General features: G+C 72.8%; 26 protein-coding genes. 10 read left to right on the plus strand and 16 right to left on the minus strand.

Annotated features, from left to right (window positions below):
• Nucleotides 1-199: 199 nt before the first annotated feature.
• Both Sfr03f_RS24375 and Sfr03f_RS24380 read left to right on the plus strand, forming a co-directional pair.
• Nucleotides 200-994: a hypothetical protein gene (locus tag Sfr03f_RS24375; protein WP_108956171.1), complete on the plus strand. Its 795-nt coding sequence runs from the start codon at nt 200-202 to the stop codon at nt 992-994.
• Nucleotides 995-1,031: 37 nt separating this feature from the next.
• On the plus strand, nt 1,032-1,418 hold the full coding sequence (locus Sfr03f_RS24380) for a YchJ family protein (RefSeq protein WP_108956172.1): 387 nt from the start codon (nt 1,032-1,034) through the stop codon (nt 1,416-1,418).
• A 25-nt stretch (nt 1,419-1,443) separates the two neighbouring features.
• On the opposite strand, the gene Sfr03f_RS24385 is transcribed toward Sfr03f_RS24380, so the two are convergent.
• From Sfr03f_RS24385 to Sfr03f_RS24395, 3 genes are all read right to left on the minus strand, one after another.
• A complete protein-coding gene (locus tag Sfr03f_RS24385) occupies nt 1,444-2,019 on the minus strand; it encodes an NUDIX hydrolase (protein ID WP_108956173.1) in 576 nt (191 codons plus the stop codon).
• Between the two features lie 120 nt (nt 2,020-2,139).
• On the minus strand, nt 2,140-3,540 hold the full coding sequence (locus Sfr03f_RS24390) for a GntP family permease (RefSeq protein WP_108956174.1): 1,401 nt from the start codon (nt 3,538-3,540) through the stop codon (nt 2,140-2,142).
• A gap of 99 nt (nt 3,541-3,639) precedes the next feature.
• Nucleotides 3,640-4,164, minus strand: a complete 525-nt coding sequence (locus tag Sfr03f_RS24395) for a gluconokinase (protein WP_108956175.1) — start codon at nt 4,162-4,164, stop codon at nt 3,640-3,642.
• Nucleotides 4,165-4,293: 129 nt separating this feature from the next.
• On the opposite strand from Sfr03f_RS24395, the gene Sfr03f_RS24400 reads away from it, so the two are divergent.
• The 3 genes from Sfr03f_RS24400 (at nt 4,294) to Sfr03f_RS24410 (ending at nt 7,391) form a co-directional block, all read left to right on the plus strand.
• Nucleotides 4,294-4,995 (plus strand): FadR/GntR family transcriptional regulator, encoded by a 702-nt coding sequence (locus tag Sfr03f_RS24400; protein ID WP_108956176.1) that lies wholly within the window; start codon nt 4,294-4,296, stop codon nt 4,993-4,995.
• A gap of 153 nt (nt 4,996-5,148) precedes the next feature.
• Nucleotides 5,149-6,174, plus strand: a complete 1,026-nt coding sequence (locus tag Sfr03f_RS24405) for a phosphotransferase family protein (protein WP_108956177.1) — start codon at nt 5,149-5,151, stop codon at nt 6,172-6,174.
• A 2-nt stretch (nt 6,175-6,176) separates the two neighbouring features.
• A complete protein-coding gene (locus Sfr03f_RS24410) occupies nt 6,177-7,391 on the plus strand; it encodes an acyl-CoA dehydrogenase family protein (protein ID WP_108956178.1) in 1,215 nt (404 codons plus the stop codon).
• A 70-nt stretch (nt 7,392-7,461) separates the two neighbouring features.
• Here Sfr03f_RS24410 and Sfr03f_RS24415 read toward each other — a convergent pair whose 3' ends face one another.
• The 3 genes from Sfr03f_RS24415 to Sfr03f_RS24425 are packed head-to-tail and all read right to left on the minus strand — an operon-like array spanning nt 7,462 to nt 10,525.
• Nucleotides 7,462-8,055, minus strand: coding sequence for a TetR/AcrR family transcriptional regulator (locus tag Sfr03f_RS24415; protein WP_108956179.1), 594 nt, complete (start codon nt 8,053-8,055; stop codon nt 7,462-7,464).
• Nucleotides 8,056-8,105: 50 nt separating this feature from the next.
• Complete coding sequence (locus Sfr03f_RS24420; protein WP_108956180.1) at nt 8,106-9,761, minus strand: class I adenylate-forming enzyme family protein; 1,656 nt, start codon at nt 9,759-9,761, stop codon at nt 8,106-8,108.
• Nucleotides 9,758-10,525: an SDR family oxidoreductase gene (locus Sfr03f_RS24425; protein WP_108956181.1), complete on the minus strand. Its 768-nt coding sequence runs from the start codon at nt 10,523-10,525 to the stop codon at nt 9,758-9,760. The genes Sfr03f_RS24420 and Sfr03f_RS24425 overlap by 4 nt, the downstream gene beginning before the upstream one ends.
• 246 nt (nt 10,526-10,771) lie before the next feature.
• Here Sfr03f_RS24425 and Sfr03f_RS24430 point away from each other — a divergent pair, with 246 nt between their 5' ends.
• Nucleotides 10,772-12,046 carry an exo-beta-N-acetylmuramidase NamZ family protein gene (locus Sfr03f_RS24430; protein ID WP_108956182.1) on the plus strand — a complete coding sequence of 425 codons (1,275 nt, stop codon included), beginning with the start codon at nt 10,772-10,774 and terminating at the stop codon, nt 12,044-12,046.
• Nucleotides 12,047-12,294: 248 nt separating this feature from the next.
• Complete coding sequence (locus tag Sfr03f_RS24435) at nt 12,295-12,900, plus strand: hypothetical protein (protein ID WP_108956183.1); 606 nt, start codon at nt 12,295-12,297, stop codon at nt 12,898-12,900.
• A gap of 136 nt (nt 12,901-13,036) precedes the next feature.
• Here Sfr03f_RS24435 and Sfr03f_RS24440 read toward each other — a convergent pair whose 3' ends face one another.
• The gene (locus Sfr03f_RS24440; protein WP_108956184.1) at nt 13,037-13,573 is read right to left on the minus strand and encodes a TM2 domain-containing protein; all 537 of its coding nucleotides are present in this window, start codon (nt 13,571-13,573) and stop codon (nt 13,037-13,039) included.
• Between the two features lie 144 nt (nt 13,574-13,717).
• Nucleotides 13,718-14,182 (minus strand): redox-sensitive transcriptional activator SoxR, encoded by a 465-nt coding sequence (soxR, locus tag Sfr03f_RS24445; RefSeq protein WP_108956185.1) that lies wholly within the window; start codon nt 14,180-14,182, stop codon nt 13,718-13,720.
• A 133-nt stretch (nt 14,183-14,315) separates the two neighbouring features.
• Here soxR and Sfr03f_RS24450 point away from each other — a divergent pair, with 133 nt between their 5' ends.
• Entirely contained in the window at nt 14,316-14,777 is a 462-nt protein-coding gene (locus tag Sfr03f_RS24450; RefSeq protein WP_108956186.1) for a MaoC family dehydratase, read from the plus strand.
• Nucleotides 14,778-14,807: 30 nt separating this feature from the next.
• Here Sfr03f_RS24450 and Sfr03f_RS24455 read toward each other — a convergent pair whose 3' ends face one another.
• From Sfr03f_RS24455 to Sfr03f_RS24465, 3 genes are all read right to left on the minus strand, one after another.
• Nucleotides 14,808-15,440 carry a TetR/AcrR family transcriptional regulator gene (locus Sfr03f_RS24455; RefSeq protein ID WP_108956187.1) on the minus strand — a complete coding sequence of 211 codons (633 nt, stop codon included), beginning with the start codon at nt 15,438-15,440 and terminating at the stop codon, nt 14,808-14,810.
• 158 nt (nt 15,441-15,598) lie between these two features.
• Nucleotides 15,599-15,886 (minus strand): YiaA/YiaB family inner membrane protein, encoded by a 288-nt coding sequence (locus Sfr03f_RS24460; protein WP_108956188.1) that lies wholly within the window; start codon nt 15,884-15,886, stop codon nt 15,599-15,601.
• A gap of 177 nt (nt 15,887-16,063) precedes the next feature.
• Nucleotides 16,064-17,215 (minus strand): acyl-CoA dehydrogenase family protein, encoded by a 1,152-nt coding sequence (locus Sfr03f_RS24465; protein ID WP_108956222.1) that lies wholly within the window; start codon nt 17,213-17,215, stop codon nt 16,064-16,066.
• A 90-nt stretch (nt 17,216-17,305) separates the two neighbouring features.
• Here Sfr03f_RS24465 and Sfr03f_RS24470 point away from each other — a divergent pair, with 90 nt between their 5' ends.
• Nucleotides 17,306-17,947, plus strand: a complete 642-nt coding sequence (locus Sfr03f_RS24470; protein ID WP_108956189.1) for a TetR/AcrR family transcriptional regulator — start codon at nt 17,306-17,308, stop codon at nt 17,945-17,947.
• A 149-nt stretch (nt 17,948-18,096) separates the two neighbouring features.
• Here Sfr03f_RS24470 and Sfr03f_RS24475 read toward each other — a convergent pair whose 3' ends face one another.
• The 3 genes from Sfr03f_RS24475 to Sfr03f_RS24485 form a co-directional block, all read right to left on the minus strand.
• A complete protein-coding gene (locus Sfr03f_RS24475; RefSeq protein ID WP_108956190.1) occupies nt 18,097-19,179 on the minus strand; it encodes a zinc-binding dehydrogenase in 1,083 nt (360 codons plus the stop codon).
• A 29-nt stretch (nt 19,180-19,208) separates the two neighbouring features.
• Nucleotides 19,209-20,597 carry an aldehyde dehydrogenase family protein gene (locus Sfr03f_RS24480; RefSeq protein ID WP_108956191.1) on the minus strand — a complete coding sequence of 463 codons (1,389 nt, stop codon included), beginning with the start codon at nt 20,595-20,597 and terminating at the stop codon, nt 19,209-19,211.
• Nucleotides 20,598-20,906: 309 nt separating this feature from the next.
• A complete protein-coding gene (locus Sfr03f_RS24485) occupies nt 20,907-21,173 on the minus strand; it encodes a hypothetical protein (protein ID WP_108956192.1) in 267 nt (88 codons plus the stop codon).
• A gap of 363 nt (nt 21,174-21,536) precedes the next feature.
• Between Sfr03f_RS24485 and Sfr03f_RS24490 the strand changes: the two genes are divergently transcribed.
• Entirely contained in the window at nt 21,537-23,153 is a 1,617-nt protein-coding gene (locus Sfr03f_RS24490) for a serine/threonine-protein kinase (protein WP_108956193.1), read from the plus strand.
• Nucleotides 23,154-23,256: 103 nt separating this feature from the next.
• Here Sfr03f_RS24490 and Sfr03f_RS24495 read toward each other — a convergent pair whose 3' ends face one another.
• Nucleotides 23,257-24,048: an SGNH/GDSL hydrolase family protein gene (locus tag Sfr03f_RS24495; RefSeq protein WP_108956194.1), complete on the minus strand. Its 792-nt coding sequence runs from the start codon at nt 24,046-24,048 to the stop codon at nt 23,257-23,259.
• Between the two features lie 194 nt (nt 24,049-24,242).
• Nucleotides 24,243-25,046 (minus strand): SGNH/GDSL hydrolase family protein, encoded by an 804-nt coding sequence (locus Sfr03f_RS24500; protein WP_108956195.1) that lies wholly within the window; start codon nt 25,044-25,046, stop codon nt 24,243-24,245.
• Between the last annotated feature and the right edge of the window lie 540 nt (nt 25,047-25,586).

The following is a 25,586-nucleotide window of genomic DNA, read 5'->3' on the forward strand; positions in this document are numbered from 1 at the left end:
TGGTGGGGGCTCGGGGGTCCTCCCCGCCACGGCCGTCACGGGGAACAACGCGCCGGCGGCGCGCCGGTTACGTGCGGGCGCCGTCCGCCGGTCCTCCGATCGGCCCACGGGCCGCCCGGAGCTGTTGCGGCGCCGGTGCCCCGGCCGTTGACTCGGTCTCCGGGGGTCCGCGTCCGTGTCCTCGGAAGAGGGGTGCTCCATGCTGTCCGCCAGGAGTCTGTTCCAGGAGATCTTCGACAACGACGAGGCGTTCCGCCTGTTCTGTTCCGTCGCCGCCGGCGGCGAGGCGCAGGGCGGCTGGGAGAACGCCCGGATCGCGGCGCTGGTGCCGGCCGAGGAGCGGGAGATGGCGCCCCGGATCGCGCGCCACGGCGCGGACGAGGACAAGCACGGGCGGATCTTCACCGCGCTGCTGCGCAAGCGCGGGCTCGAGGCGGTGGAGGTCCCGACGGACGTCGATTACACGATGCTGCTGGAGCGCGACGGCATCGGGCTCCCGCACCACAAGCTGCGCCGCGAGGAGCAGCTGAGCGTCCGGGACCTCGTGGTGTACCTCGCGCACAGCCGCGTCACCGAGCAGCGGGCGTCGGAGCAGATGCGGCTGCTGTGCGGGGTCTTCGGCGACCACCCGGACGTCGGGCGGGCGGTGCGGATGATCTCCGCCGACGAGGAGAACCACCTGGCCTACTGCCACGAGGAGCTGTTGCGGCTGTCGGCTGCCGGGTACGGGCGGCTGATCCGGCGGACGCTGCGCACGACGGCGCTGGCCGAGATCGCGGTCTACCGGGACGTCAGCCTCGCGGTGATGGCCCGCATGGGCCGGATCCTGGGCTGGTCCGCCCCCAAGCGTGCCGCGCTGGCCGCGGGCGTCCACGCGGTGTACGCCGTCGAGCGGGCGGGCGGCTGGCGGCGCATGGTCACCCTGCGGATGCCGGAGCCCGCGATGCGCAACGCCCTGGGCGGCCCCTCCGTCCCGGCCCCCGAGTTCGCCTGAGCCCACGCCACGCCCCGGGGGCGGGCACAATGGGCGCATGTCCACCGCGCGTTCCTGCCCCTGCGGGCTGCCCCAGCCGTACGACGCCTGCTGCGGGCGGTTCCACTCCGGTTCCGCCGTCGCGGCCACCGCCGAGCAGCTGATGCGCTCCCGGTACAGCGCCTTCGTGCGGCTCGAGGCGGGGTACCTGCTGCGCACCTGGCATCCGCGGACCCGTCCGGCGGAGCTCGACCTGGATCCCGGCACCCGCTGGACGGGGCTGGAGATCCTGGCCACGGAGGGCGGGTCCGCCTTCCACTCGACCGGCACGGTCACCTTCCGCGCCTCCTACCGCGGCGGCGCGATGACCGAGCACAGCCGCTTCGAGCGGGAGCGGGGCGGCTCGGGCGGCTGGCTGTACGTGGACGGCGACGTCTCCGGCTGACCTCGGGTCCGGGGCCCGGAGCCGCTCAGGCGCGCCCGCGGAACTCGCGCAGCCGGTGGTGGGCGGCCAGGCCGTCCGGCACCCAGTCCCAGACGCCGACGCGCGCCTCCAGCTCCTCCTCCGTGAGGAAGGCGTGCCAGGCGACCTCCTCGGGCTGTGGCCTCACCGGCTGCTCGCAGCGGACCTGGTACACGGCCGACCACCAGCTGTGGCCGGCGCCGTCGTCGTAGAGGAAGGTGAAGAGGAACTCCGGCTGCGGCAGCCCGCTCACCCCCAGCTCCTCCTCGGCCTCGCGCAGGGCGGCCACCTCGTAGGACTCCCCCGCGCCGACCACCCCGCCCACGAACATGTCGTACAGGGACGGGTACACGAGCTTGGTGGCCGTCCTGCGGTGGACGAAGATCCGGTCCTCGGCGTCCCGCGCCTCGACGAAGACGCACCGGTGCCGCAGCCCTCGCGCGTACACCTCCCCGCGCGGCCGCCGGCCGACGACCCGGTCGTGCTCGTCGACGACGTCGAGGATCTCCTCCGCGGAACGCGCGGCGTGGGCGGCCAGGAGGTCCGCGGCGTCGGACGGGTGCTCGGCTCCGGTACCAGTCATGCCGACATCCAACCGCACCACGCGGCGGCGAAAGCGCCCGCGGCCCCGGGAGCGTCAGGAACCCGGGACCGCGGGCGGTCGGAAGGAGGCGGCGTGCCTCGCTGGACGAACGGTGCCTCGCTAGACGAACAACGACAGCAGCAGCACCGTCGCCCCGCCGACCACGGAGATCAGCGTCTCCATCACCGACCAGGTCTTGATCGTCTGGCCGACGGAGAGCCCGAAGTACTCCTTGACCAGCCAGAACCCGGCGTCGTTGACGTGGCTGAAGAAGACCGAGCCGGCGCCGATCGCCAGGACCAGCAGCGCCGTCTCCGCCGGGGACATGCCCGCCGCGAGCGGGGCGACCAGGCCGGCCGCCGAGATGGTGGCGACGGTCGCCGAGCCGGTGGCCAGGCGGATCACCACGGCGATGAGCCAGGCGAGCAGCAGCGCCGGGATCGACCAGTTCTCGGATATCTCGAGGATCATCTGCCCGACACCCGAGTCGATCAGGGTCTGCTTGAAGCCGCCGCCCGCGCCGACGATCAGCAGGATGCCGGCGATCGGGGCGAGGGACTTCTCGACGGTGCTGGAGAGGCGCTCCTTGGTGAAGCCGGCCGCGCGGCCCAGCGTGAACAGGCCCACGAGCACGGCGGCGAGCAGGGCGATCATCGGGGAGCCGACGACGTCGAAGACGCGCTGGACGGAGTTCTCCGGGTCGTCGACCACGATGTCGACCAGCGCCTTGGCCAGCATCAGCACCACCGGCAGCAGCATGGTGGCGAGGGTGGGGCCGAAGCCGGGGCGCTTGTCGGGGTCCTGGTCCTCGTCGACGACGGGGACCATCCGCTCGGGGGCGGGGACGTCCACCCAGCGGGCGGCGTAGCGGGAGAAGAGCGGACCGGCGACGATCACCGTGGGGATCGCGACGATCAGGCCCAGGGCCAGCGTGAGGCCGAGGTCCGCGTCGACCGCGTCGATGGCGGCCAGCGGCCCGGGGTGCGGCGGGATCAGGCCGTGCATCACGGAGAGGCCCGCGAGGGCGGGGATGCCGATCCGCATCAGCGAGAAGTTGCCGCGGCGGGCCACCATCAGCACCACCGGGATCAGCAGGACCACGCCGACCTCGAAGAACAGCGGCAGGCCGATCACCGAGGCGATCAGCACCATCGCCCACGGCATGGCCCGGCCGTTCGCCCTGGCCAGGATGGTGTCCACGATCCGGTCGGCGCCGCCGGAGTCGGCCAGCAGCTTGCCGAGGACGGCGCCCAGGGCGATCAGCACGCCGACGCCGGAGACGGTGGAGCCCAGGCCGGTGGTGAAGCTGGCGATGGTCTTGTCCAGCGGGGCGCCCGCGAAGGCGCCGAGGGCGAGCGAGCCGACGGTCAGCGCCAGGAAGGCGTGCAGCTTGAACTTGGTGATGAGCACGACGATGACGGCGATGCCCGCGAGCACGGCGAGGCCCAGGTGGGCATGGCCGGCCGAGGTGATCGGCTCGACGGCGTCCGCCGCCAGAGTCTCGACGCTGAGTCTGGTCACGGTGGTTCCTTGCGAGGGGGGGTGTGGGGCCTGGTGTGGGGGTGGGTGGGGCGGGGTGGGCCGTGGGGACCCGTGGGGGGGAGGTTCGGGGGCCGGCGGTCAGGAGGCGGCGCGCACGGCGGCCTCGGCCGTCCGGGCGATCTCCTCCGGCTGCGCCGCGAGGTCGACGACGACGCCGGCCTCGTCCGGCTGGAGCGGCTCGAGGGTGGCGAACTGGGAGTCCAGCAGCGAGCCGGGCATGAAGTGGCCCGTGCGGCCCGCCATCCGCCGCTCGACGAGGGCGCGGTCGCCGCTGAGGTGGACGAAGAAGAGGCCGGGGTCCGCGGCCCGCAGACGGTCGCGGTAGGCCCGCTTGAGGGCCGAGCAGCTGACCACGCCGCCGGTGGCGCGGCGCTCGTGCGCCCAGGCGCCGATCAGGTCCAGCCAGGGGGCCCGGTCCTGGTCGTCCAGCGGGGTGCCGGCCGTCATCTTGGCGATGTTGGAGGGCGGGTGGAACTCGTCGCCTTCGGCGTAGGGGACGCCGAGGATCTCGGCGAGGCGGCGGCCGATCGTGGTCTTGCCGGTGCCGGCGACCCCCATGACCACCACGACCGGTGGGACGGGCTGGGCGGGTTCAGGGGCCATGGTCTTCTCGCAGTCTTCGTCGACTTCCGTTGCCGGGGGACACTGAAACCCATGTGATGTGACAAATTCAAGACCTCGACGCTAAAAAGTCTGACTTTTGAGGTGTGCGACATCCCATACCCTGATGCCATGACCGTCCAGGCCCGAGGGCTGCACGCACAGGTACTCGACCGCCTCGGGCCCGCGATCACCGCGGGGGAGCACCCGCCCGGCAGCGTGCTGCGCACCGACGAGCTCGCCCAGGAGTACGGGGTGTCGAGGTCGGTGATGCGCGAGGCGGTGCGGGTCCTGGAGTCGATGCAGCTGGTCGCCTCCCGCCGCCGGGTCGGCGTGACGGTGCGGCCGGTGGAGGAGTGGAACGTCTACGACCCGCAGGTCATCCGCTGGCGGCTGGCCGGCGCCGACCGCGCCCGGCAGCTCCGCTCGCTCACCGTCCTGCGTTCCGCCGTCGAGCCGGCCGCGGCCGGCCTGGCCGCGCGCCACGCCTCGCCGGAGCAGTGCGCGGAGCTGACGCGGTGCGCGCTGGGCATGGTGGCCACCTCCCGCGGGCAGCGGCTGGCGGAGTACCTGGTCCACGACGTGGCCTTCCACCGGGTGATCCTGAGCGCCTCGGGCAACGAGATGTTCGCCCGCCTCGGCGACGTGGTGGCCGAGGTCCTCAGCGGACGCACCCGCCACGAGGTGATGTTCGAGGACCCGGATCCGGCCGCCGTGACGCTCCACGTGCGCGTGGCGGAGGCGGTCCGCGAGGGCGACGCGGCGGAGGCGGAGCGTCTGACCCGGGAGATCACCGTGGGCGCACTGCGCGAGCTGGACGTGCTGGCGCCCTGACCGCGACGGCGCGCGGAGGCCCGCGGACCCGCGCGAAGGTACACGGCGACGGAAGTTGTTCCCGTCACGTTGGGTTCCGGCTATGGACGGCATACCGACCGGTCGGCATCATGATCTGGTGTCTTCGTCGTCGTCGCCCGAAGGAGCTCGAGAATGAGCCGCCCCGACCATCCGCCAGGCCTCGATCCGGTCCGGCTGCGCGATCTGCTCGAGCGCGAGCGGCCCGGCCTGCTGCAGGGTGAGCTGTCCGCCCGCCTCATCGAGGGCGGCCGGTCGAACCTCACCTACCACGTCACCGACGGCGTCGGCCGCTGGGTGGTCCGCCGTCCGCCGCTGGGGCACGTGCTGGCCACCGCGCACGACATGCGCCGTGAGCACCGGGTGATCAGCGCCCTGCACCCGACGGCCGTGCCGGTGCCCGCCCCGGTCCTGTTCTGCGAGGACGAGGAGGTGCTGGGCGCGCCGTTCTACGTGATGGAGTTCGTCGCCGGCACGCCGTACCGGACCGCGGAGCAGCTCGCCCCGCTCGGCCCCGGGCGCACCCGTGAGGCAGTGCTGGGGCTGGTCGACACGCTCGTGGAGCTGCACGCGCTGGACCCGGAGGCGATCGCCCTGGGCGACTTCGGACGCCCCGAGGGCTTCCTGGAGCGCCAGCTGCGCCGCTGGGGCAAGCAGCTGGCCGCCTCCCGCAGCCGCGAGCTGCCCGGCATCGACGAGCTGCACGCCGCGCTGGGCGCCCGGCTGCCGGACTCCCCCGCGCCCGCCGTGGTGCACGGCGACTACCGCCTGGACAACGTGCTGATCGGCGATGACGACCGGATCAAGGCCGTCCTGGACTGGGAGATGTCCACCCTGGGCGACCCGCTGACCGACCTCGGCCTGCTGGTCATGTACAGCACGCCGCACGGGCTGCCGGGCTCCCCCGTCTCCACCACCGCCGAGGCCGCGGGACACCCCGCGCCGTCCGAGCTGGTGGAGCGGTACGCGGCGCTGTCCGGCCGCGACGTGTCGGCCGTCTCCTGGTACACGGCCTTCGCCTGGTTCAAGCTCGCGGTGATCCTCGAGGGCATCCACTACCGCTACACGCTCGGCCAGACCGTCGGCGGCGGCTTCGACCGCATCGGCGACCTGGTGCCCTACTTCATCGAGCAAGGCCTCACCACTCTGCAGGAAGGCTGATCATGGACTTCGCGTTCGACGCGCGCACCGAGGAACTGCGCGCCGACCTCCTCGACTTCATGGAGGAGTTCGTCCACCCGGCCGAGCAGGTGGCCCGTGAACAGCGTGCGGCGCTCGCCGACCCGTGGGGGCACGTGCCGGTGCTGCACGACCTGCAGGCCGAGGCGCGCCGCCGCGGGCTGTGGAACCTGTTCCTGCCGGACGCCGAGTACGGCGCGGGGCTGACCAACCTGCAGTACGCCCCGCTCGCCGAGATCACCGGCCGCTCCCCGCAGCTGGCGCCGGACGCCCTGAACTGCGCCGCGCCGGACACCGGCAACATGGAGCTGCTGAACCAGTTCGCCACCGACGAGCAGAAGAAGCAGTGGCTGGAGCCGCTGCTGGCCGGCGAGATCCGCTCCGCCTTCGCGATGACCGAGCCGGAGGTGGCCTCCTCGGACGCCACCAACATCACCACGCGGATCGAGCGGGTGGGCGACGAGTACGTCATCAACGGCCGCAAGTGGTACATCTCCGGCGCGATGAACCCGGCGTGCCGGATCTTCATCGTGATGGGCAAGACCGACCCGGACGGCGCGGACGTCCGCCGCCAGCAGTCGATGGTCCTGGTCCCGCGCGACACCCCGGGCCTGCGGGTGGAGCGGGCGATGACGGTCTTCGGGTACGGCGACGAGTACCACGGCGGGCACGCCGAGGTGGTCTTCGAGGACGTCCGGGTGCCGGTGTCGAACCTGGTCGGCGAGGAGGGCGGCGGCTTCGCCATCGCCCAGGCACGGCTGGGCCCGGGCCGCATCCACCACTGCATGCGGCTGATCGGCATGGCGGAGCGGGCGATCGAGCTGATGTGCCGCCGTGCCGTGTCGCGCACCGCCTTCGGCAAGCCGCTGGCGCAGCAGGGCGTGGTGCAGAACTGGATCGCCGATGCCCGGGTCGCGGTGGAGCAGCTGCGGCTGCTGGTGCTGAAGACGGCCTGGATGATGGACACGGTGGGCAACAAGGGGGCGCACACCGAGATCCAGGCCATCAAGATCGCCACGCCGCGGACGGTGTGCGGCATCCTCGACCAGGCCATCCAGCTGTACGGCGCGGGCGGGGTCTCGCAGGACTTCCCGCTGGCCGAGCTGTACGCCGGGGCGCGGACGCTGCGGCTGGCCGACGGGCCGGACGAGGTCCACCAGCGGTCGCTGGCCCGCCGTGAGCTGAAGAAGTACCTCTAGGCGCACGGACCAAGGCGCGGGGCGGGGACGAGATCGATCTCGTCCCCGCCCCGCGCCTTTCGGCCGTCCCTCAGGGCCGCAGCGCGCGCAGCAGCAGGTCCGCCAGGTGGTCGGCCACCTCGCGGGGGCTCAGCGGTCCGTTGGGCCGGTACCACGTCGACAGGTGGTGGATGGAGCCGAAGTGGTAGTCGACCACCAGGCTGGCCGGGGTGGCGCGGGAGAAGACGCCCGCCTCCTGGCCCTCCTCGATGAGCCCCTTGAACTGCTCGTGGTAGCGCCGCCGCTCGGCCCGCACCTGCTTGTTCTTCTCCGGGCTGAGGTGGTGGATCGACTGAAAGAAGATCGACGCGTCGTCGAGGTTCTCGATGGTCGTCACCACCACGTCGGCGGCCGCCTCGCGCAGCCGCCGGTCCACCGGGGCGTCCAGCCGGGCGAAGTGGTCCAGCCGCTCCTGCTGGAGCCGCAGCACCCGGGCGTAGACCTCGTGGAGCAGGTCCTCCTTGGAGCCGAAGTAGTGGTACAGCGCGCCCTTGGTGACGCCGGCCGCCTCCACGATCTCCTGCACGGAGGTGCGGTCGTAGCCGCGCTCCGCGAAGAGGCGGGTGGCGGCGGCCAGCAGCCGCTGGGGAACGGGCGTGCCGTCTCCGTCCGTCGTCCTGGCCATCGTGCCGCCACCTGTCCTTCCGTTTCCTTCGTCGTACGCGTGTGCGGGAACTACTTCGCTCGCAGTTCCCTGCGCAGGATCTTGCCAGTCGCCGTCTTCGGCAGGTCGGGCAGGATCTCGACCAGCCGCGGGTACTTGTACGCGGCCAGGCGCTCCTTGCAGTATGCGGCGAGGTCCTCGCCGGTGGCCTCGGCCCCCGGGCGCAGCGAGATGTACGCCTTCACCGTCTCCCCGCGGTAGCCGTCGGGGACGCCGACCACGGCCGCCTCGCGTACCGCCGGGTGGGTGTAGAGCACGTCCTCGACCTCGCGCGGCCACACCTTGAAGCCGGAGGCGTTGATCATGTCCTTCTTGCGGTCGACGACGTACAGCCAGCCCTGCTCGTCCATGAAGCCGATGTCGCCGGTGCGCAGCTCGCCGTCGGGGAAGGTCTCGGCGGTGGCCTCGGGGCGGCGCCAGTAGCCGGGGACGACCTGCGGGCCCTTGACGACGATCTCGCCCTGCTCGCCGAAGGGGACCTCCTGGCCCTGGTCGTCCAGGATGCGCACCACGGTGTCGGCGCCGGGGACGCCGACGGCCAGGGTGCCGGAGACCGGGTCGACGGGGGCCCGCAGGCCTCCGGTGACCGAGGCGCAGGGGGCGCTGCACTCGGTGAGCCCGTAGCCGTTCTGGATGTACGGGCCGAAGGCGGCCTCGAACTTGTCCACGAGCGCGGGCGGCAGCGGGGCGCCGCCGGAGGAGATCTGCGCGAAGGAGGTGAAGTGGTCGCGGCCGACCGACGGGTGGGCGGCCAGCGCCATGAAGGCGGTGGACGGGCCGACGGTGTAGGCCGGGCGGTGCTCGGTGAAGGCGTCCAGGACCACGCCGGCCTCGAAGCGGTAGGCGAGCACCAGGCTGCCGGCGCTGTTCAGGGCGGCCAGGAACTGGCAGACCATGCCGGTGATGTGGAAGAGCGGGGCGAGCGCGAAGTAGGCGGCGTGCTCGGGCAGTCCGAGGCCGGTGGCCTGGCGCTCGGCGTTGTACATCAGGTTGCCGTGGGTGTTGGTGGCGCCCTTGGGGGTGCCGCTGGTGCCCGAGGTGTAGCTGATCAGCGCGATGTCCTGGGGGCCGGTCTCGCGGCCCTCGGGCGCGGGGTGGCCGGCCCGGGCGGCCTCGGTGAGGTCCTCCGCGTCGGCGGCCACGGGCAGCCGCTCGAAGTCGAGGACGCGCTTGTCGTCGCGGCTCTGGAAGTCCAGCTCGCAGGCGGTGAGGGCGAACTCGACGGGGGTGCCGTCGGCGGCGTCGCGCAGGTAGGCCTCCCAGGCGCGGTCGGAGCAGATCAGCGCCCTGACCTCGCCGTCGGTGAGGACGTGCCTGACCTCTCCGGTCTTGTACATGGGGTTGACCGGCAGCACGATCGCGCCGGCCTTCCACGCGCCCAGGACGGCGAGCACGAAGGCCGGGGAGTTCTGCAGCAGCACGGCGACCCGGTCGCCCTTGGCGACGCCGCGGGCGGCGAGGCGGCCGGCCACCGAGTCGGTGAGCGCGTCGACCTCGCGGTAGGTCAGGCGGCCGTCGAAGTAGGTGAGGAAGGTCTCGTCCGCGCGGGTGGCCAGGGCGCGCTCCAGGGCGTGCACCGCGCCGGCCGGCGGGGTGAGGGGGGCCTTCTGAGCGTCGGTCAGAAGGGCCAGCCAGGGCTTGGCCGCGTACCGGGATTCGGTCGTCATCGGATGCTCTCCCACTTCTGGTGCAGACGGTTCATGTGCGTCAGCCAGCGCTCCGGGTCGGCCGCCCGGGCCGCGTAGTACTCGGCGACCTCCGGGTGCGGGAGGATCAGGAAGCGGTCCTCCGCGATGCCCTTGAAGAGGGCGTCGGCCACGTCCTCGGGCTCGATCGCGGTGGGGGCGAGGACCAGGTCGCCCGCGCTGCCGGAGCCGGCCAGCATGTCGGTGCGCACGCCCTGGGGGCAGATCGCGTGCACCTTGATCCCGCGGTGGCGGTAGGTGAGCGAGAGCCATTCCGCGTGGGCGTAGGCGGCGTGCTTGGTGGCGCTGTAGGGGGCAGCGCCGATCATGGTGAGCAGGCCGGCCGCGGAGACGGTGGCCACGAAGCGGCCCCCGCCGCGCTCCAGCCACTCGGGCACCAGGGCGCGGGCGGCGCGTACGTGCGCCATCACGTTGACGTCCCAGGCGCGCTCCCACGCCTCGTCGTCCGGGGCGAGGCTGCCGTCGCTGCCGGCGATGCCGGCGTTGGCGCAGAAGACGTCGATCCCCCCGCCCAGGGCCTCGCGGGCGGGCTCCAGCACCGCCGAGGCGTCTCCCGGGACGGCCGTGGCGCCGATCTCCCCCGCCACCGCCTGCGCCTTGTCCGCGTCCAGGTCGTTGACCACGACCCGGGCCCCCTCGGCGACGAAGCGCCGGGCCATCGCGGCTCCGATGCCGCCCCCCGCCCCGGTGACGACGACACGGGCATCTCGCACGGCTTCCACCATCGGTTACCTCCGGCACGACGTGACACGGCGCTGTCGCCGCTGACTGCGGCGTCAGACTAACCGGTCGGTATGTTGCGCGGAAGGGGTAGCGCAGGGCCGTTCGGGGACATCGGGCCCGCGCGGGGGGTGGACCAACTCCCGCGTGGGCATGACACTCGGCACCGGCCGCCCCACAAGGGCGCCGCGGCACCGTCCGTCAGCGAGAAGAGCCGGGCACCACCCCACGATCCACGGAGGTCACGCACCATGAGACTGTCCAGACGAGGCCTGCTCACCGCCGCCACGGCAGCCCTGTCCGCCACCGCGGCCGGCGCCGCGCAGGCGGCCGAGCCCTCCGCGCCGCCGGTCGGCGACACCCCGCCCTCGGGCGGGCGGCCGCTGCGCACCGGGTTCGAGCGCCTCGTCGCGGACGGGTACGCGCCGCTCGCCGGCCGGAAGGTCGGCGTCGTCACCAACCCGACGGGCATCACCCGCGACGCCACGCACATCGTCGACGTGATGCACGCCGACGACCGGGTCGACCTGACGGCGGTCTTCGGGCCCGAGCACGGCTTCCGCGGCACCGCGCAGGCCGGCGGCTCCGAGGGCTTCTACGAGGACCCCGCCACCGGGCTCCCGGTGTACGACACCTACCTCAAGAGCGGCCAGGCGCTGGCGGGCGTCTTCACCGCCTCGGGCGTGGACACCGTGGTCTTCGACATCCAGGACGCAGGCGCCCGCTTCTACACCTACATCTGGACCCTGTACGACTGCATGGAGGCCGCCGCCCTGGCCGGCAAGCGGTTCGTGGTGCTGGACCGGCCCAACCCGGTGTCCGGCCGCTCGGCCGAAGGTCCGGTGATGCACCCGCAGTTCGCCACCTTCGTCGGCCGCAAGCCGATCTCCCAGCAGCACGGCATGACGGTGGCGGAGCTGGCCCTGCTCTTCAACGGGGAGTTCCTGTCCACCCCGGTGGAACTGGAGACGGTCCGGATGACCGGGTGGCGGCGCGACGAGTTCTACGACGCCTCCGGGCTGCCGTGGGTGCCGCCGAGTCCCAACATGCCGACCCCGGACACCGCGCTGGTCTACCCGGGCACCTGCCTCTTCGAGGGCACCAACCTTTCCGAGGGCCGCGGCACCACCCGCCCCTTCGAACTGCTGGGCGCGCCGGGCGTCGACGGGTCCTGGGCGGCGGCAGCCAACGAACTGGGCCTGCCCGGCGTCCGGTTCAGGGAGGCGTATTTCCAGCCGACCTTCAGCAAGTATTCCGGCCAGACCGTCGGCGGCGTCCAGGTCCACGTGCACGACCGCGCCGCGTTCGAGCCGGTGCGCACCGGCATCGGCCTGCTGATCACCGCCCGGGCCACCTGGAGCGGCTTCGCCTGGCGCGCGGACAACTGGATCGACAAGCTCACCGGCTCGACCGGGGTCCGCGACCGGATCGACGCGGGCGCCGGCCTCGACGAGGTGGTGGCCGGCTGGCGGGACGAACTGGCCGCCTTCCGCGCCACCCGGAAGCGGTATCTCCTGTACCGCTGAGCCGGGTTGACGGACACGGGCGGGCCGCGGACCGACGCGGCCCGCCCGTTCTGTTCGCTCTTGTCGCGCATAGTCCCGCCGTCAACAGGAACCCGCATAGGTGTGTCGTCCCGCTTATGGCAGACCCCGGCCGAACCGATGGAGCCGGTTGGGCGGTCGGCACGTCCCATCGGCGACAGCCTTGCGGGGACGCCGAGTTGGACGACGTTGGACAGCAGTCGAGGGCACGTGCGACGGAGGTACGGTCGATGGCGGGATTCCGGAGTCTGGCGAGACAAGTGCGTGACCAGCGGTGCGACCTGGCGTTGCGGCGGTACTCGCTGCGCAAGTGCCTGGAGAGGTTCGCGCCCTACGGCCACCGGGCGACCTGGGACCACCTGTGCGTCACCTGGGGGTTCGGCCCGGAGGACCGGTCCCCCGATCCGCGCCGGCTGGTGGGCGCGGTGGCGGAGCTGGAGCAGGCCCGGGAGATCTGGCTGCGCTACGAGGTGGCCTTCGCGCAGCGGCGGCGCCGGGAGAAGCACGACGGTCTGCGCCGGCCCGGGTCGGTGGACGACTGGCACCGCAGGACCTGGGGCGGGTTCGGGATCGCCTGGTGCGACGATCCCCGCGTCCACCCCGCGGACCCGCTGCCGGAGGTGCTGCGCCGGCTGATCGGGGCACTGGAGCGGGAGCCGGGGAGGAGCTGCCCGGTCTGCGGCGACGAGGACCTGGCCTGGCGTCACGGCATGAACCACGAGCCGTCCAGCGGACCGGTGTGCGTCGGGTGCGGGATCCTCGTCCCGCTGCCGGTGCTCACTCCGGAGGCCGTGGAGACGGCGCGGCGGGGACGGCGGCAGCTGGCCGCCGTGTGACGGCACGTCCGCGCCGCCCTCGGCGGCGGGCGCCGCGAGGGGCGTCCGCCGCCGGGGCCTGTCCGTGCCCGCGCGGGAGCGGCGGTCCGTGCTCGCGCCGGACCGGCGGTCCGTGCCCGCGCGGGAGCGGCAGGGATCAGCCGCGGAGCGGGCGGCCCTGCGCGTCGGTGTGGTCGCCGGCCAGCAGCAGGATGCCGTCGACCAGCGACCAGATCCCGAGGCCGCCACAGGTGAAGAGCTGCGCGAGGGCGATGCCGACGTGGCCGGTGTAGAACCGGCCGACCCCGAAGCCGCCGAGGAAGAGCTGCAGCAGACCGGCGGCCAGCTTCGACTTGTCCGAGTAGGGGCGCCCGTAGATGTCGTAGCCGTACGGCGCCTGGGGGTCGCCGGTCCAGGTGCCGGGCGGCACCTGCCCCTGGTAGGGGTACGAGCCGTAGCCGGGGTGCTGCCCGCCGGGCGGGGGCGGGTAACCGGGGCCGGGGCCCTGCGGACCGGGCGGGGGCGGGTAGCTGTAGCCGGGCGCCTGCCCGGGCGGGGGCGGATAGCCGTAGCCGGGCCCCTGCGGACCGGGCGGAGGCGGATAGCCGTAGCCGGGCCCCTGCGGACCGGGCGGAGGCTGGTGGCCCTTGGGTCCGTCCTGCGGGTAGGGAGGCTGCTGGGGCTGGTCGGTCACGGGGTGGTGCTCCTGCGATGAGAGGGGTGCGGAAGGCCGCGGACGGAAGTCGGTCGGACGATCATCGTGCAGGAACAAGCCTGCCGGGTACAGAGGGACCGGGAAATGCGGTGGCCCGGCCCCCGCGCGGGCGTGCTCACCCGCTCACCCCTTCCCCGGCTCGGGGGCCAGCCGGGAGCCGGTCAGGCCGGCCCCGATGGTGTCGTCCGGGTTGGACAGGGCGCACGTGCGCATCGACAGGCACCCGCAGCCGATGCAGTCGGTGAGATGGTCCCGCAGCCGCTCCAGGCGGCGGATGCGGTCGTCCAGTTCGGCCCGCCACAGCTCGGACAGGCGCGCCCAGTCCTCGCGGGTGGGCGTACGGCCGTCGGGGAGTGCGCCGAGGGCGTCGCGGATGGCGGTCAGGGGCATCCCCACCCGCTGGGAGGCCCGGACGAAGGCGACGCGGCGCAGGGTGTCGCGGGTGTAGCGGCGCTGGTTCCCGGGGGTCCGGCGGCTGGTGATCAGCCCCTTGGACTCGTAGAAGTGCAGCGCCGAGACCGCCACGCCGCTGCGCGCCGCGAGCTGACCGACGGTGAGTTCCTGGACCTTGGCGGGGATCTGGGGCACGGGGCGACCCTACCCAGCGCGCCCGCGAGGCCGGCGTCCGGCATTGACAGGACAGCGGACCGCAACCATGCTAAGCAGTCGCTTAGCATCAGCGCTCAGTTCACCGCAGACGCGAGAGGCCAGGGACAGCGACATGGCAGAGCCGAGGATCTTCACCTCCCCCGACGAGCTGAAGGCCGCCGTGGGCGAGCAGCTCGGGTACACCGACTGGGTCGAGGTCGACCAGAAGCGGATCGACCTGTTCGCGGAGGCCACCGGCGACCACCAGTGGATCCACGTCGACCCGGAGAAGGCCGCCCGGGGCCCCTTCGGCACCACGATCGCGCACGGCTACCTGACGCTGTCGCTGCTGCCCCTCTTCGGCCCGCAGCTCATCGCGGTCGAGGGCGTGAAGATGGGCGTGAACTACGGCACCAACAAGGTCCGCTTCCCCGCCCCCGTCCCGGTGGGCTCCCGGCTGCGCTCCACGGCGACCATCACGAACGTCGAGGACGTGCCGGGCGGCGTGCAGCTCTCGCTCGCCTTCACCGTCGAGCGCGAGGGCGGCGACAAGCCGGTCTGCGTCGCCGAGTCGGTGTCGCGCTACTACCTCTGAGGCCGGCCCCCGCCTCCGCGGCCGGGCGGGCTACCGCTTCGCGCCCACCATGTTGAGCACGAGGTCGGCGTAGAGCGCGCCGACCTCGTCGGGCGTCCAGCGGCCGTCCACCCGGAACCACCGGGCCACGTCGATGCACAGCGACATGATCGCCAGCGTGGCGCCCTGGACGTCCGGCACGTCGAACTCGCCGGCCGCGACGCCCTCCTGGATGATCCGGCGCACCTGCGCGTCCACCTGCTTGCGCAGCGCCACGATCTCGTCCCGCGAGTCCTCGCCGAGGGCCTCGAGCTCGTACTGCACCACCCGCGCGGTGGTGTGCTGGGCGGCGTGCCAGCGCACGAAGGAGCCGACCGCCCCGGCGAGCCGTTCGGCCGCCGTGCCCTCGCCCTCCGCGGCGGTGCGCAGGATGGCGAGGGCCTTCTCGTGACCGATCCGGCTGATCCGAGCGAGCAGCTCTTCCTTGGTCTTGTAGTGGATGTAGAGGGCGGCCGGGCTCATGCCCGCGCGGCCCGCGATGTCGCGGGTCGTCGTGGCGTGGTAGCCCCGCTCGGCGAACGCGTCGACCGCGGCCACCAGCAGGCGCCGGGCGGCCTCGGGTGTGACCTCGGCCCAGGGCTGCTGCTGCTCGCCGCCGGACGTCGTCTCCTCCGCCGTACTCATCGCTCGCCTCGCCTCTCTCGCTCCCCGTCCCGCACACCCTGGACGAGGACCCTCCGGACCGCACGCCGTACGTGCGGGGCACCACCATACCGCCGGAGTCTGAGCGGGCGCTTAGACCGGTGGGCCCGAGCCGCGCCGGCGCACCTGCGGGAGTGCCGTCAGAGCTTCTGGAAGGGGTCGTGCTCGGCGAGCAGCTTCTCCAGGCGGGCCTGGTCCACCCGGCTGACGATGGCCCCGGCCTCCTGGCGGTCGCGGATCACCTTGGCCAGTGTGAAGGCCGAGGTGACCAGGTAGAGGACGGCCACCGCGAAGAAGCCGCGCACCCAGGCACTGGCCTCCATGCGGACGATGCCGACGCAGGTCGCGCTCAGCGCGAGGACGAACGATGCCACCGCCTGGCCGTAGAAGGCCACGGTGCTCTGCTGCTTGACGGGTGTCTCGGTCATGGGAGAAGCATCGGGCGGACGCGCCCTGGGCACATCCGCCCGCGTACTCAGCCGCCGGTGGTCCGGCGTACTCAGGGAAGGGGCCTGGCGCCCGGCCGTGCGGGCAGGCCTCGCGCGAGTGCCGTTCGGGAGGCCTCGCTCCCGGCCGTTCGGGAAGGCCTCCTCCCGCGCGGCCGGTCAGAAGGCGGAGACTCCCGTCAGGTCGCGGCCGATCAGCAGCTTCTGGATCTGGCTGGTGCCCTCGTAGAGGGTCATCACCCGGGCGTCGCGCAGCAGCTTGCCGGCCGGGTACTCGTCGATGAAGCCGTACCCGCCGAAGACCTGCAGCGCGTTGTTGGCGCAGCGCACGGCCGCCTCGGAGGCGAACAGCTTGGCCTTGGACGCCTCGACGGTGAACGGCAGCCCGCGGTCGATCAGGTCGGCCACCCGCCACACCAGCAGCCGGGCGGCGTCCACGTCGAGCGCGATGTCGGCGAGCAGTTCCTGCACCAGCTGGTGGTGGGCGATGGTCTTCCCGAACTGCTCGCGCTGGCCCGCGTACTCCAGGGCGCAGTCCAGCGCCGCCTGGGCGATGCCGACACAGCCGGCGGCGACCGACATCCGGCCCTTGGCCAGGGTGGACATGGCGACGGTGAAGCCCTTGCCCTCGGGGCCGAGCAGCGCGGAGGCGGGCACCCGCACGTCCTCCAGCACCAGTTCGGCGGTGGCCTGGCCGCGCAGGCCGAGCTTGCCGTGGATGGTGTTGCGGGTCAGGCCGGGGGTGTCGGTGGGGACCAGGAAGGCGGACACGCCCTTGTGGCCCGGCGCGTCGGTGGAGCGCGCGAAGACGATCGCCACGTCGGCCCAGGTGCCGTTGGTGATGAACATCTTGGTGCCGTTGATGACGTAGTCGTCGCCGTCGCGCACCGCGCGGGTGGTGAGGTTGCCGGCGTCGGAGCCGGTGCCCGGCTCGGTGAGGCCGAAGCAGCCCAGCGCCTCGCCCGCGGTCAGCCGCGGCAGCCACTCCCGCTTCTGCTCCTCGGTGCCCCAGCTCTGGATGGTCTTGGTGACCAGGCCGAGCGAGACCGAGACGATGCCGCGGACCGAGGAGTCGCCGCGGCCGAGTTCCTCGGTGACCAGGCAGTAGGCCAGGTGGTCGCCTCCGGAGCCGCCGTACTCCTCGTCGATGGTCAGCCCCAGGAACCCGACCTCGCCCAGCTTCCGCACGATCGAGCGGTCCACCTGCTCGGCGCGGTCCCAGGCGACCACGTGCGGGGCGATCTCCCGTGCCACGAAGTCCCGGGCGAGCTCCTGTACGGCCGCCTGCTCCTCGCTGAGCCCCAGATTCACGGTGCGCCACCCCACGGTCGAGTCGGTGTTCCTGTCCCGCGTTAAATTAGCACTGCTAGTTTATTCGGTCGAGACTCTACGATGTGCGTCATGCCACGCCCCCGCACGCCGTTGCTGTCCACCGGCCGGATCGTCGAGACGGCCCTGACCCTGGTCGACGCCGAGGGCCTGGCCGCTCTCTCCACGCGGCGCCTCGCGGCGGAGCTGGGGGTGAGCGGGCCCTCGCTGTACAACCACTTCCGCAGCCGGGACCAGATCGTGGAGGCGGCGGCGGACGCGGTGAGCGCGCAGGTCGACCTGTCGATGTTCGAGAACGGCACGCCCTGGCGGGAGGCGCTGCGGGAGTGGGCGGCCTCCTACCGGGCCGCGCTGCGCAGACACCCCAACATCGTGCCGGTGCTGGCCGCCGGGCCGGGCCGGCGTCCGGCGGCGCTGCGGCTGGCGGACGCGGTGTACGGGGCGATGGTCGAGGCGGGCTGGCCGCCGGCCCACGCGACCTCCGTCGGCGCGCTGATGCGGTACTTCATCATGGGGTCCGCGCTGGGCTCGTTCGCGGGCGGCTTCGTCGGCGACGAGACGGCCTACGACCCGGCGGACTACCCCCACCTCGGCCAGGCGCACCTGCTGGCCGGGCGGCAGGAGGAGATCGACGAGCGCGCCTTCGACACCGGGCTGCGGGCGCTGCTGGACGGGCTGGAGCGCCAGTACGAGGAACTGACCGGCACCCGATGAGCGGGCCCCCGCCGGGTCCGCGCGGCCCGGGTCGGGCGGACCCCGCCCTCCGTGACGGCGGACCCGGGCGACGGGAGCGGCCGACCCAGGCGACGGGAGCGGCCGACCCGGGCCCCCGTGACGGCGGGCCCGGGTGTTGGAGCGGTGGGCTAGAAGACGACCAGCGCGCGGCCGCCCTTGCCCGCGGTCATGTTGTCGAAGGCGGACGGGATGTCTGCGAGCCCGATGCGGTCGGTGACCAGCATGCCGAGGTCCAGCCGCCCGGCACGGACGTGCTCCGCCAGCACCGGAAGGTCCCGCGCCGGGTCGCAGTTGCCGTACACGCAGCCGGCCAGCGTGCGGCCCCAGTGGAAGATCTCCAGGGCGTTGAAGGTGACCTGCTGGTCCTTGCCCCCGATGCCGACCACCGTCGTGCGGCCGCCGCGGCGCGTCGACTCCCAGGCCGTGCGGATGGTGACCGCACGGCCCACGCACTCCACCGCCACGTCGACGCCCTGCCTGCCGGTGAGGCCGCGGATCTCCCGCGCCGTCTGCTCCGAGGCGACGACGTAGTCCGTCGCGCCGGCCGCCCGCGCCAGTTCCTCCTTGGCCGGGGAGACGTCCACCGCGATCACCTTGGACGCCCCGGCGATGCGCGCCGCCTGGACCGTCGCGAGGCCCACGCCGCCCACGCCGTAGACGGCGACCGTCTCGCCCTCCCGCACCCGCGCCGCGTGGTGCACGGCGCCGTAGCCGGTGAGGACGGCGCAGCCCAGCAGCGCCGCGTCGGTCAGCGGGATGCCCTCCGGCAGCGGCAGCACCGTGTTGGCGGCGACCACCGCCTCCTCGGCGAAGGCGGCCACGTTCAGCCCGGGGTACAGCTCCAGGCCGTCCGACGCCCGGCGGGCGTAGGGGGCGGTGGCGCCGTCCAGCGAGCGGGCGCACAGCCAGACCTCGCCCAGTTCGCAGGACGGGCAGCTGCCGCAGGACGGGGACCAGTTGAGCACCACCTGGTCGCCCACCGCGACGTGGGTGACGCCCTCCCCCACCTCCGTCACGGTGCCCGCGCCCTCGTGCCCGAGGACGGCCGGCAGTGGCACCCGCATGGTGCCGTTGGCGATGGAGAGGTCGGAGTGGCACACCCCGGCCGCGGCCAGCCGGATCCGGACCTGGCCGGGGCCGGTCTCCGGCAGCTCTATCTCGGTGACTTCCAGCGGGGCGCCGATCGCGGGCGCCACGGCGGCGAGAACCATGGGATGAACGCTCCTCGAAGTGGGGGGACTCAGAACTGGAGGGACTTGGTCTGGAGGAACTCCGCGAGCCCGTGCGAGCCGAGCTCCCGGCCCACGCCGGAGTGCTTGTAGCCGCCGAAGGGGGCGAGCGGGTTGAAGCGCCCGCCGTTGATGTCGACCTGCCCGGTGTCCAGGCGGCGCGCGAAGGCGGCGGCCTCCGCCTCGTCGGCGGCCCAGACCGCGCCGGCCAGCCCGTAGACGGTGCCGTTGGCGATGCGCACGGCGTCGTCCTCGTCCCGGTACTTCAGGACGCAGAGCACCGGGCCGAAGATCTCCTCCTGGGCGATGGTCATCTCGGGGGTGACGTCGGCGAAGACGGTGGGCGCGACGTGGAAGCCCTTGTCCGCGGGGGCCTCGGGGCCGCCGGCCACCAGGCGGGCGCCCTCGGCGACGCCCTTCTCGATGTAGCCGCGCACCCGTGCCTGCTGCTTGGCGTTGACCAGCGGCCCGATCCGGTCCCCGTACTTGGCGGCGGCCTGGGCGGCGAGCTCCACGGCTTCCTCGTAGCGGTCCTCGTGGACCAGCATCCGGGTCCAGGCGCTGCAGGTCTGGCCGGAGTTGGCCATCACGTTGGCGACGCCGACGGCGACCGCCCTGCCGAGATCGGCGCTCGGCAGGATCACGTTGGCGGACTTGCCGCCGAGCTCGAGGGCGACCTTCTTCAGTCCGGCGCCGGCGGTCGCGGCGATGGAGCGGCCGACGGCGGTGGAGCCGGTGAAGGAGACCATGTCGACGCCGTCGTGCTCGGCGAGCGCCTGCCCGGCGACCGGGCCGAGCCCGGTGACCAGGTTGAGGACGCCGGCCGGCACTCCGGCCTCGTGGACCGCCTCGGCGAAGAGCTGGGCGGTCAGCGGGGTGTCCTCGGCCGGCTTCAGGACGACCGTGCAGCCGGCGGCCAGCGCGGGGGCGACCTTGGCGACGATCTGGTGCAGCGGGTAGTTCCAGGGGGTGATCGCGGCGACCACGCCGATCGGCTCCTGGTACACGGTGGAGTTGCCGACCTTCTCCTCGAACGGGAAGGAGGCGGCCAGCTCGGCGTAGGAGCCGCAGACCGCGATCGGCGAGGCGGCGTGCACCTTCTGCGAGAACGGCAGCGGGGCCCCCAGCTCGGCGGTGACCGTCTCGGCGATCTCGTCCTTGCGGGCCGCCAGGACGTCGCGCAGGGCGGCCAGCCGGGCGGCGCGCTCGGCGGGCGCGGTGGCGGCCCAGCCCGGCAGCGCGGCGCGGGCGGCCCGTACCGCGGCGTCCACGTCCTGTGCCGATCCGGCGGGCACCTGCGCGATGACCTGCTCGTCGGCGGGGTTCAGGACGGCGATGGTGTCCGGCCCGACGGCCGCCCTCCAGGCTCCGTCGATGTACATGCCGTCGTGTGCCTTCATCAGTGCGTCCTCCGGGCGGGATGGGGTTCCCCCTGCCGACGGCGGTCCCGCCGCTCGGTCGAGGTGCCGGGAGCGGGAGGGAGGAGCCGGGAGCCGGGGGGCGTCGTCCGCCGCTCAAGTTAGCGAGCGCTTGCTTTGACGGCCAGAGCGCACGGGGCCGGTCTGGGAGGAGAGACAAGGTTCACACAGCGATCGGCGGCGTCCGCACAGCGTCCGGGCACAGCGCGACGCCGGCCCTCCGCTGCGAGCCGTGGGGACGGCGGGAGTGTCTGCGCGCAGCGGAGAACCGGCGGGATGGAGCGGTGGTGGTCAGCGACCCCCGAAGAGCGAGCGGGTGAGCCGGCGCAGCGGCGCGAAGAGCGACACGCGCTGGACGCGGTGTCCCCTGCTCCGCTCGCGCGGCACGTCACGTGCCGTGAGCTCACGCATCAGCGAGGTGGCCTCCACCGTCTCGCGCTGCGGTATGGCGGGACCCGACAGCACCGAGAGGTGGCGGTCGAGGCGCGAACTGGTCGCGCTGCTTCCGCAGGTGATCGCAGGGACCCGCGCCCTGCTACGCATCGTTATCTGATCCATGACACTCCCCACCCGTACGAGTCCACCCGGCCCGGGCAGGGCAACCTTATCGTCCTTGGTGGGGGATGGCGCATCTCGATCACAGAATTCACCTTTTCCGCAAGACGGTTGACAACTCCTCACCCGATGCATGAAGTTTCAGGGCGAGTTGGACAACCGGCACAGCAGCCGTCCGGTCCTCGGCACCAGGATCGCAGGTCACCGCGGGTGACGCCCGTCGCGCATCGCCGACGCCGTCGGCGGGCAGAACACCGGGGAGGTTACGCCCCGGCAGACCCCGTACCCCGGGAGAGCGTTCCGAAAAGCGTTCCCGTGGTGAACCGGCCCACCGGTCCTCACCGGTTCCGGAGAAAGAGGTGACCCTTGACCGAGGAACCGGACGCGGAACGCCTCGTCTCCGGCCGCTACCGCCTGCTGTCCACGCTCGGCAGCGGCGGCATGGGCACGGTGTGGCGGGCCCGGGACGAGGTCCTGCGCCGCGAGGTCGCCGTCAAGGAGGTGCGCGCCCCGGCCGGGCTGCCGGACGACGAGGTCACCCGTCTGTACGCCCGCCTGGAGCGCGAGGCCTGGGCCGCGGCCCGCGTCTCGCACCGCTCGGTGGTCACCGTGTACGACGTGGTCACCGACGGCGGCCGCCCCTGGATCGTGATGGAACTGGTCCGCGGCCTGTCCCTGTCCGACGTGCTGGAGGCCGAGGGCGCCCTGGCGCCGGCCCGGGCGGCGGCGGTCGGGGCGGACGTGCTGGCGGCGCTGCGGGCCGCGCACGAGGTGGGGGTGCTCCACCGGGACGTGAAACCGGCCAATGTGCTCATCGGCAACGACGGCCGGGTGGTCCTCACCGACTTCGGCATCGCCACGCTGGCCGGCGACACCGCGCTGACCCGGACCGGCGAGGTGATCGGCTCGCCGGAGTACCTCGCCCCCGAGCGTGCGCTGGGGCGCCCCTCCGGCCCCGAGGCCGACCTGTGGTCGCTGGGCGTGCTGCTCTACGCGGCGGTGGAGGGCAGTTCCCCCTTCCGCCAGGACACCCCGCTGACCACGCTGCGCGCGGTGGTCGACGAGCCGCCGGCCCCGCCGCGCTGGGCGGGCCCGCTCGCCGTGGTGATCGACGGGCTGCTGCGCAAGGACCCGGCGGAGCGGACCTCGGCCGAGGAGGCCGAACGGCAGCTGCGCCTGGTGGCCGCGGGCGGAACCCCCGAGCCGTCGGCCGCCGGGGGCGTCGCCGCCGGCCCGACGGCCCCCCTGCCGCCCGGCGGGGGCCAGGGGTACGGGACGTCCGCGCACCGGTCGGCCGCGCCGCCCCCGCCTCCCGTGCGGCACTTCGACGGCGAACGGCGCGACGGACGGCGTCCGGACGACGGGGGCGACCGGGCGAGGACCGCGCTGGTGATAGGCGTCCTGGTCCTGGCCCTGCTGGTGGCCGGGCTGGCCTGGCGGCTGGCGAACCCGGACGACAAGGACGCCGCCGAGGACTCCACCGCCACCTCCGACACCGGCACCCCCGACGACAGGCCCACCCGGGAGCGGACCAGGACGCCGAGTCCTTCGGCCACCGCGACCTCCGCGAGCCCCGGCCCGTCGAAGTCACCGGAGCCGGCCCAGTCGGTGAAGGTGTCCGTCACCGGCTCGCACACGGACCGCACCGGCCCCTGCCCGGCGCCGGAGGCGGAACGGCCCTCCCTCACCGCCTCGTTCACCGTGGGGCGTTCGCCCGCCCAGGTCCGCTACCGGTGGGTGGCCGATCTGACCGACGGCGTGGTGGACGAGAGCTGGCGGACGCTCTCCTTCGAGAAGGGCACGACGACCCACGAGGTGTCCGTCCCGCTGTCGCTGGACGGGGTGGAGGGCGCCGTGGAGGGGTCCGTGCACGTCGAGGCCGACCGGCCGGTCGAGGCCGCCTCCGAGCCCGTGTCCGTCGCCCTCGTGTGCGAGGCCCCCGAGGAGCCGGAACCTGATCCTTCCGCCGAGGGCGAGGACTGAGCGGACCGCGCCCCGGGAGCCGGTCCCGACAGCACGACGTCCCCCGTCGCCCGGTCAGGGCACGGGGGACGCGGCGTTCCGGCGCGCGGATCGGGCGCGTGGATCAGTCGTTGGCGTTCAGCACCGGCAGGTAACCGCCCGACTGGCCGGCCGCCTTCGGGTGGTAGGACTCGCCGATGGAGATGTTGACGCTGTGCAGCCACGAGCTGCCGGAGCAGATCTCGTGCCCGGTGAACGGAGGCCGGACGTCGCCGAAGCGGAACCCGTAGGCCGCCGCGCGCTGCGAGGTGACCGAGTTCAGCAGGTCCGCCGCCGAGTTGATCGCGGTGCGCTTGGTGTCGGAGAGCCCCGCGCAGACCGCCGCCACGTCGTAGAACCTGGGGTACCCGATCACCACGACGCGGGCGTTGGGCGCACGGTTGCGGATGTCGGTGTAGAGGGCGTTGAGGTTGCCCGGCAGCGTGGAGCTGATGTAGCTGCGCGCGGTGTTGATCCGGTTGAGGCACGTCGTCTCGGTGCTGAGGACACAGGTCTGCATGACGTCCGCGAAGCCCGCGTCGTTGCCGCCGGCGGTCACCGAGACCAGCTGGGTGCCGGCGCTGAGCGGGGCGAGCTGGGTGCTGCGGACCGAGCTCGTGGTCGCCCCCGAGCAGGCCATGAAGGAGAAGGAGGACGGCGCGTTCGCGTTGGCCCACAGCTGCGGGTAGGCGAGCGTGCTGCGCTTGCAGTCCCCGCTGGAGGAGATGTAGCTGCCGGAGCCGACTCCCGAGGAGTAGGAGTCGCCGAGCGCGACGTAGGAGGTCGCGGCGGCCTGCGCCTGGGTCGCGCCGGTGAAGGCGAGGGTCAGCGCGAGCAGGAACGAGCTCACGAGGGACGACGTACGGGCACGTCTCATGGTGGGGGCCTCCATGGTCGGCGGGTTTGACGGAGGAACTGTGGCAGCTACGCGCGTTGACTGGAAGTGCTCATGCCAAGAAATCCGTGCAGCGGAGCCGCTTTTTTCGCGACGTCCAGCACCGCGCCGGAGGTGAACGACACGTCCCCCGCGCCCTCTTCGGGTGCGGGGGACGCCGCGCGCGGGAGGACGGGTCAGTCGTTGGCGTTCAGAACAGGGAGGTAACCGCCCGACTGGCCGGCGGCCTTGGGGTGGTAGGACTCGCCGATGTTGGTCCAGTTCACGCTGTGCAGCCAGGCACTGCCGGAGCAGAGCTCGTGCCCGGCGAAGGTGGTGCGGACGTCGCCGAACGCGAAGCCGTAGGCCGCCGCACGCTGCGACATGACCGAGTTCAGCAGGTCCGACGCGGCGTTGATCGCGGTCCGCTTGGTGTCGGAGAGCCCGACGCAGATGGCCTGCACGTTGTAGAACTTCGGGTAGCCCAGGACGACGACGCGGGCGTTGGGCGCCCGGTTCCTGATGTCCGTGTACAGGGCGTCGAGGTTCCCCGGAAGCGTCGAGGAGATGTACGACCGGGCCGTGTTGATCCGGTTGAGACAGGTCGAGTCGGAGCTGACCACACAGGTCGTCATGACGTCCGCGAAGCCGGCGTCGTTCCCGCCCGCCGTCACCGAGACGAGCGCGGTGGAGGAGTTGAGGGGGCCCATCTGGCTGCTGCGGACGGAGCTCGTGGTCGCGCCGCCGCAGGCCACGAAGGCGAACGACGAGGGTGCGTTGGCGTTGGCCCACAACTGCGGGTACGCGTTCGTGCTGCGCTTGCAGCTGCCGCTCTCGGCGGTGTAGCTGCCGGCCCCGACGCCGGAGGAGTACGAGTCGCCGAGGGCGACGTACGCGCCCGCCGCCTGGGCGGAGGCCTGTGCCGCGGCCGCCCCGGTGAAGGCGAGCCCTACGGACAGAAGGAACGAGCTCACGACGGCGGACGTACGGAAACGTCTCATGGTGGAGCCTCCCTGTTCTGCAGTTGTTTCTGCACCAACTGTGGTACCAGCTACACGCGTTGACAGGAAGTGTTCATGTCAACAATTCGACGGAGCGGCACACCTCCAGGCCATGATGGCCTACGCAATACCTGATGAATCAGCGATTAACGCGTGTCACAGGCGAATTCGGCATCTTGACCCGCATACCGCCATTGCGTCAGATTGGCCCCGACCGCCATCTCTTGGGCCGGTAAACGCACGGAACGCCTCAACCCGTCATAACGCCCGATCACCTTTCAGGTGTTGCGAATACCGACCAATAACCCATATCGTCATACATCTCTTACGCACCGGTCCGTCGTCCTGCGGTTCAGGGGAGGGCTCGGAACCAGGACGGACCGGGGCGGACGCGCGGTAGGGGGGTGCTCGATGACGCGACCGGTCGTCGGGTCGTGCCGCGCGCCCGGGTTCCGGCCCACGGATCCCGGACAGTTCTGCCGGCTCACCCGGCGCGCACGAAGATCCCTTCCTGCGTGCCGTGGGTGAGAACCCCCCTTT

It is taken from the genome of Streptomyces fragilis (genome assembly GCF_003112515.1).
In the GTDB taxonomy this organism is placed as follows: Bacteria; Actinomycetota; Actinomycetes; order Streptomycetales; family Streptomycetaceae; genus Streptomyces; species Streptomyces fragilis.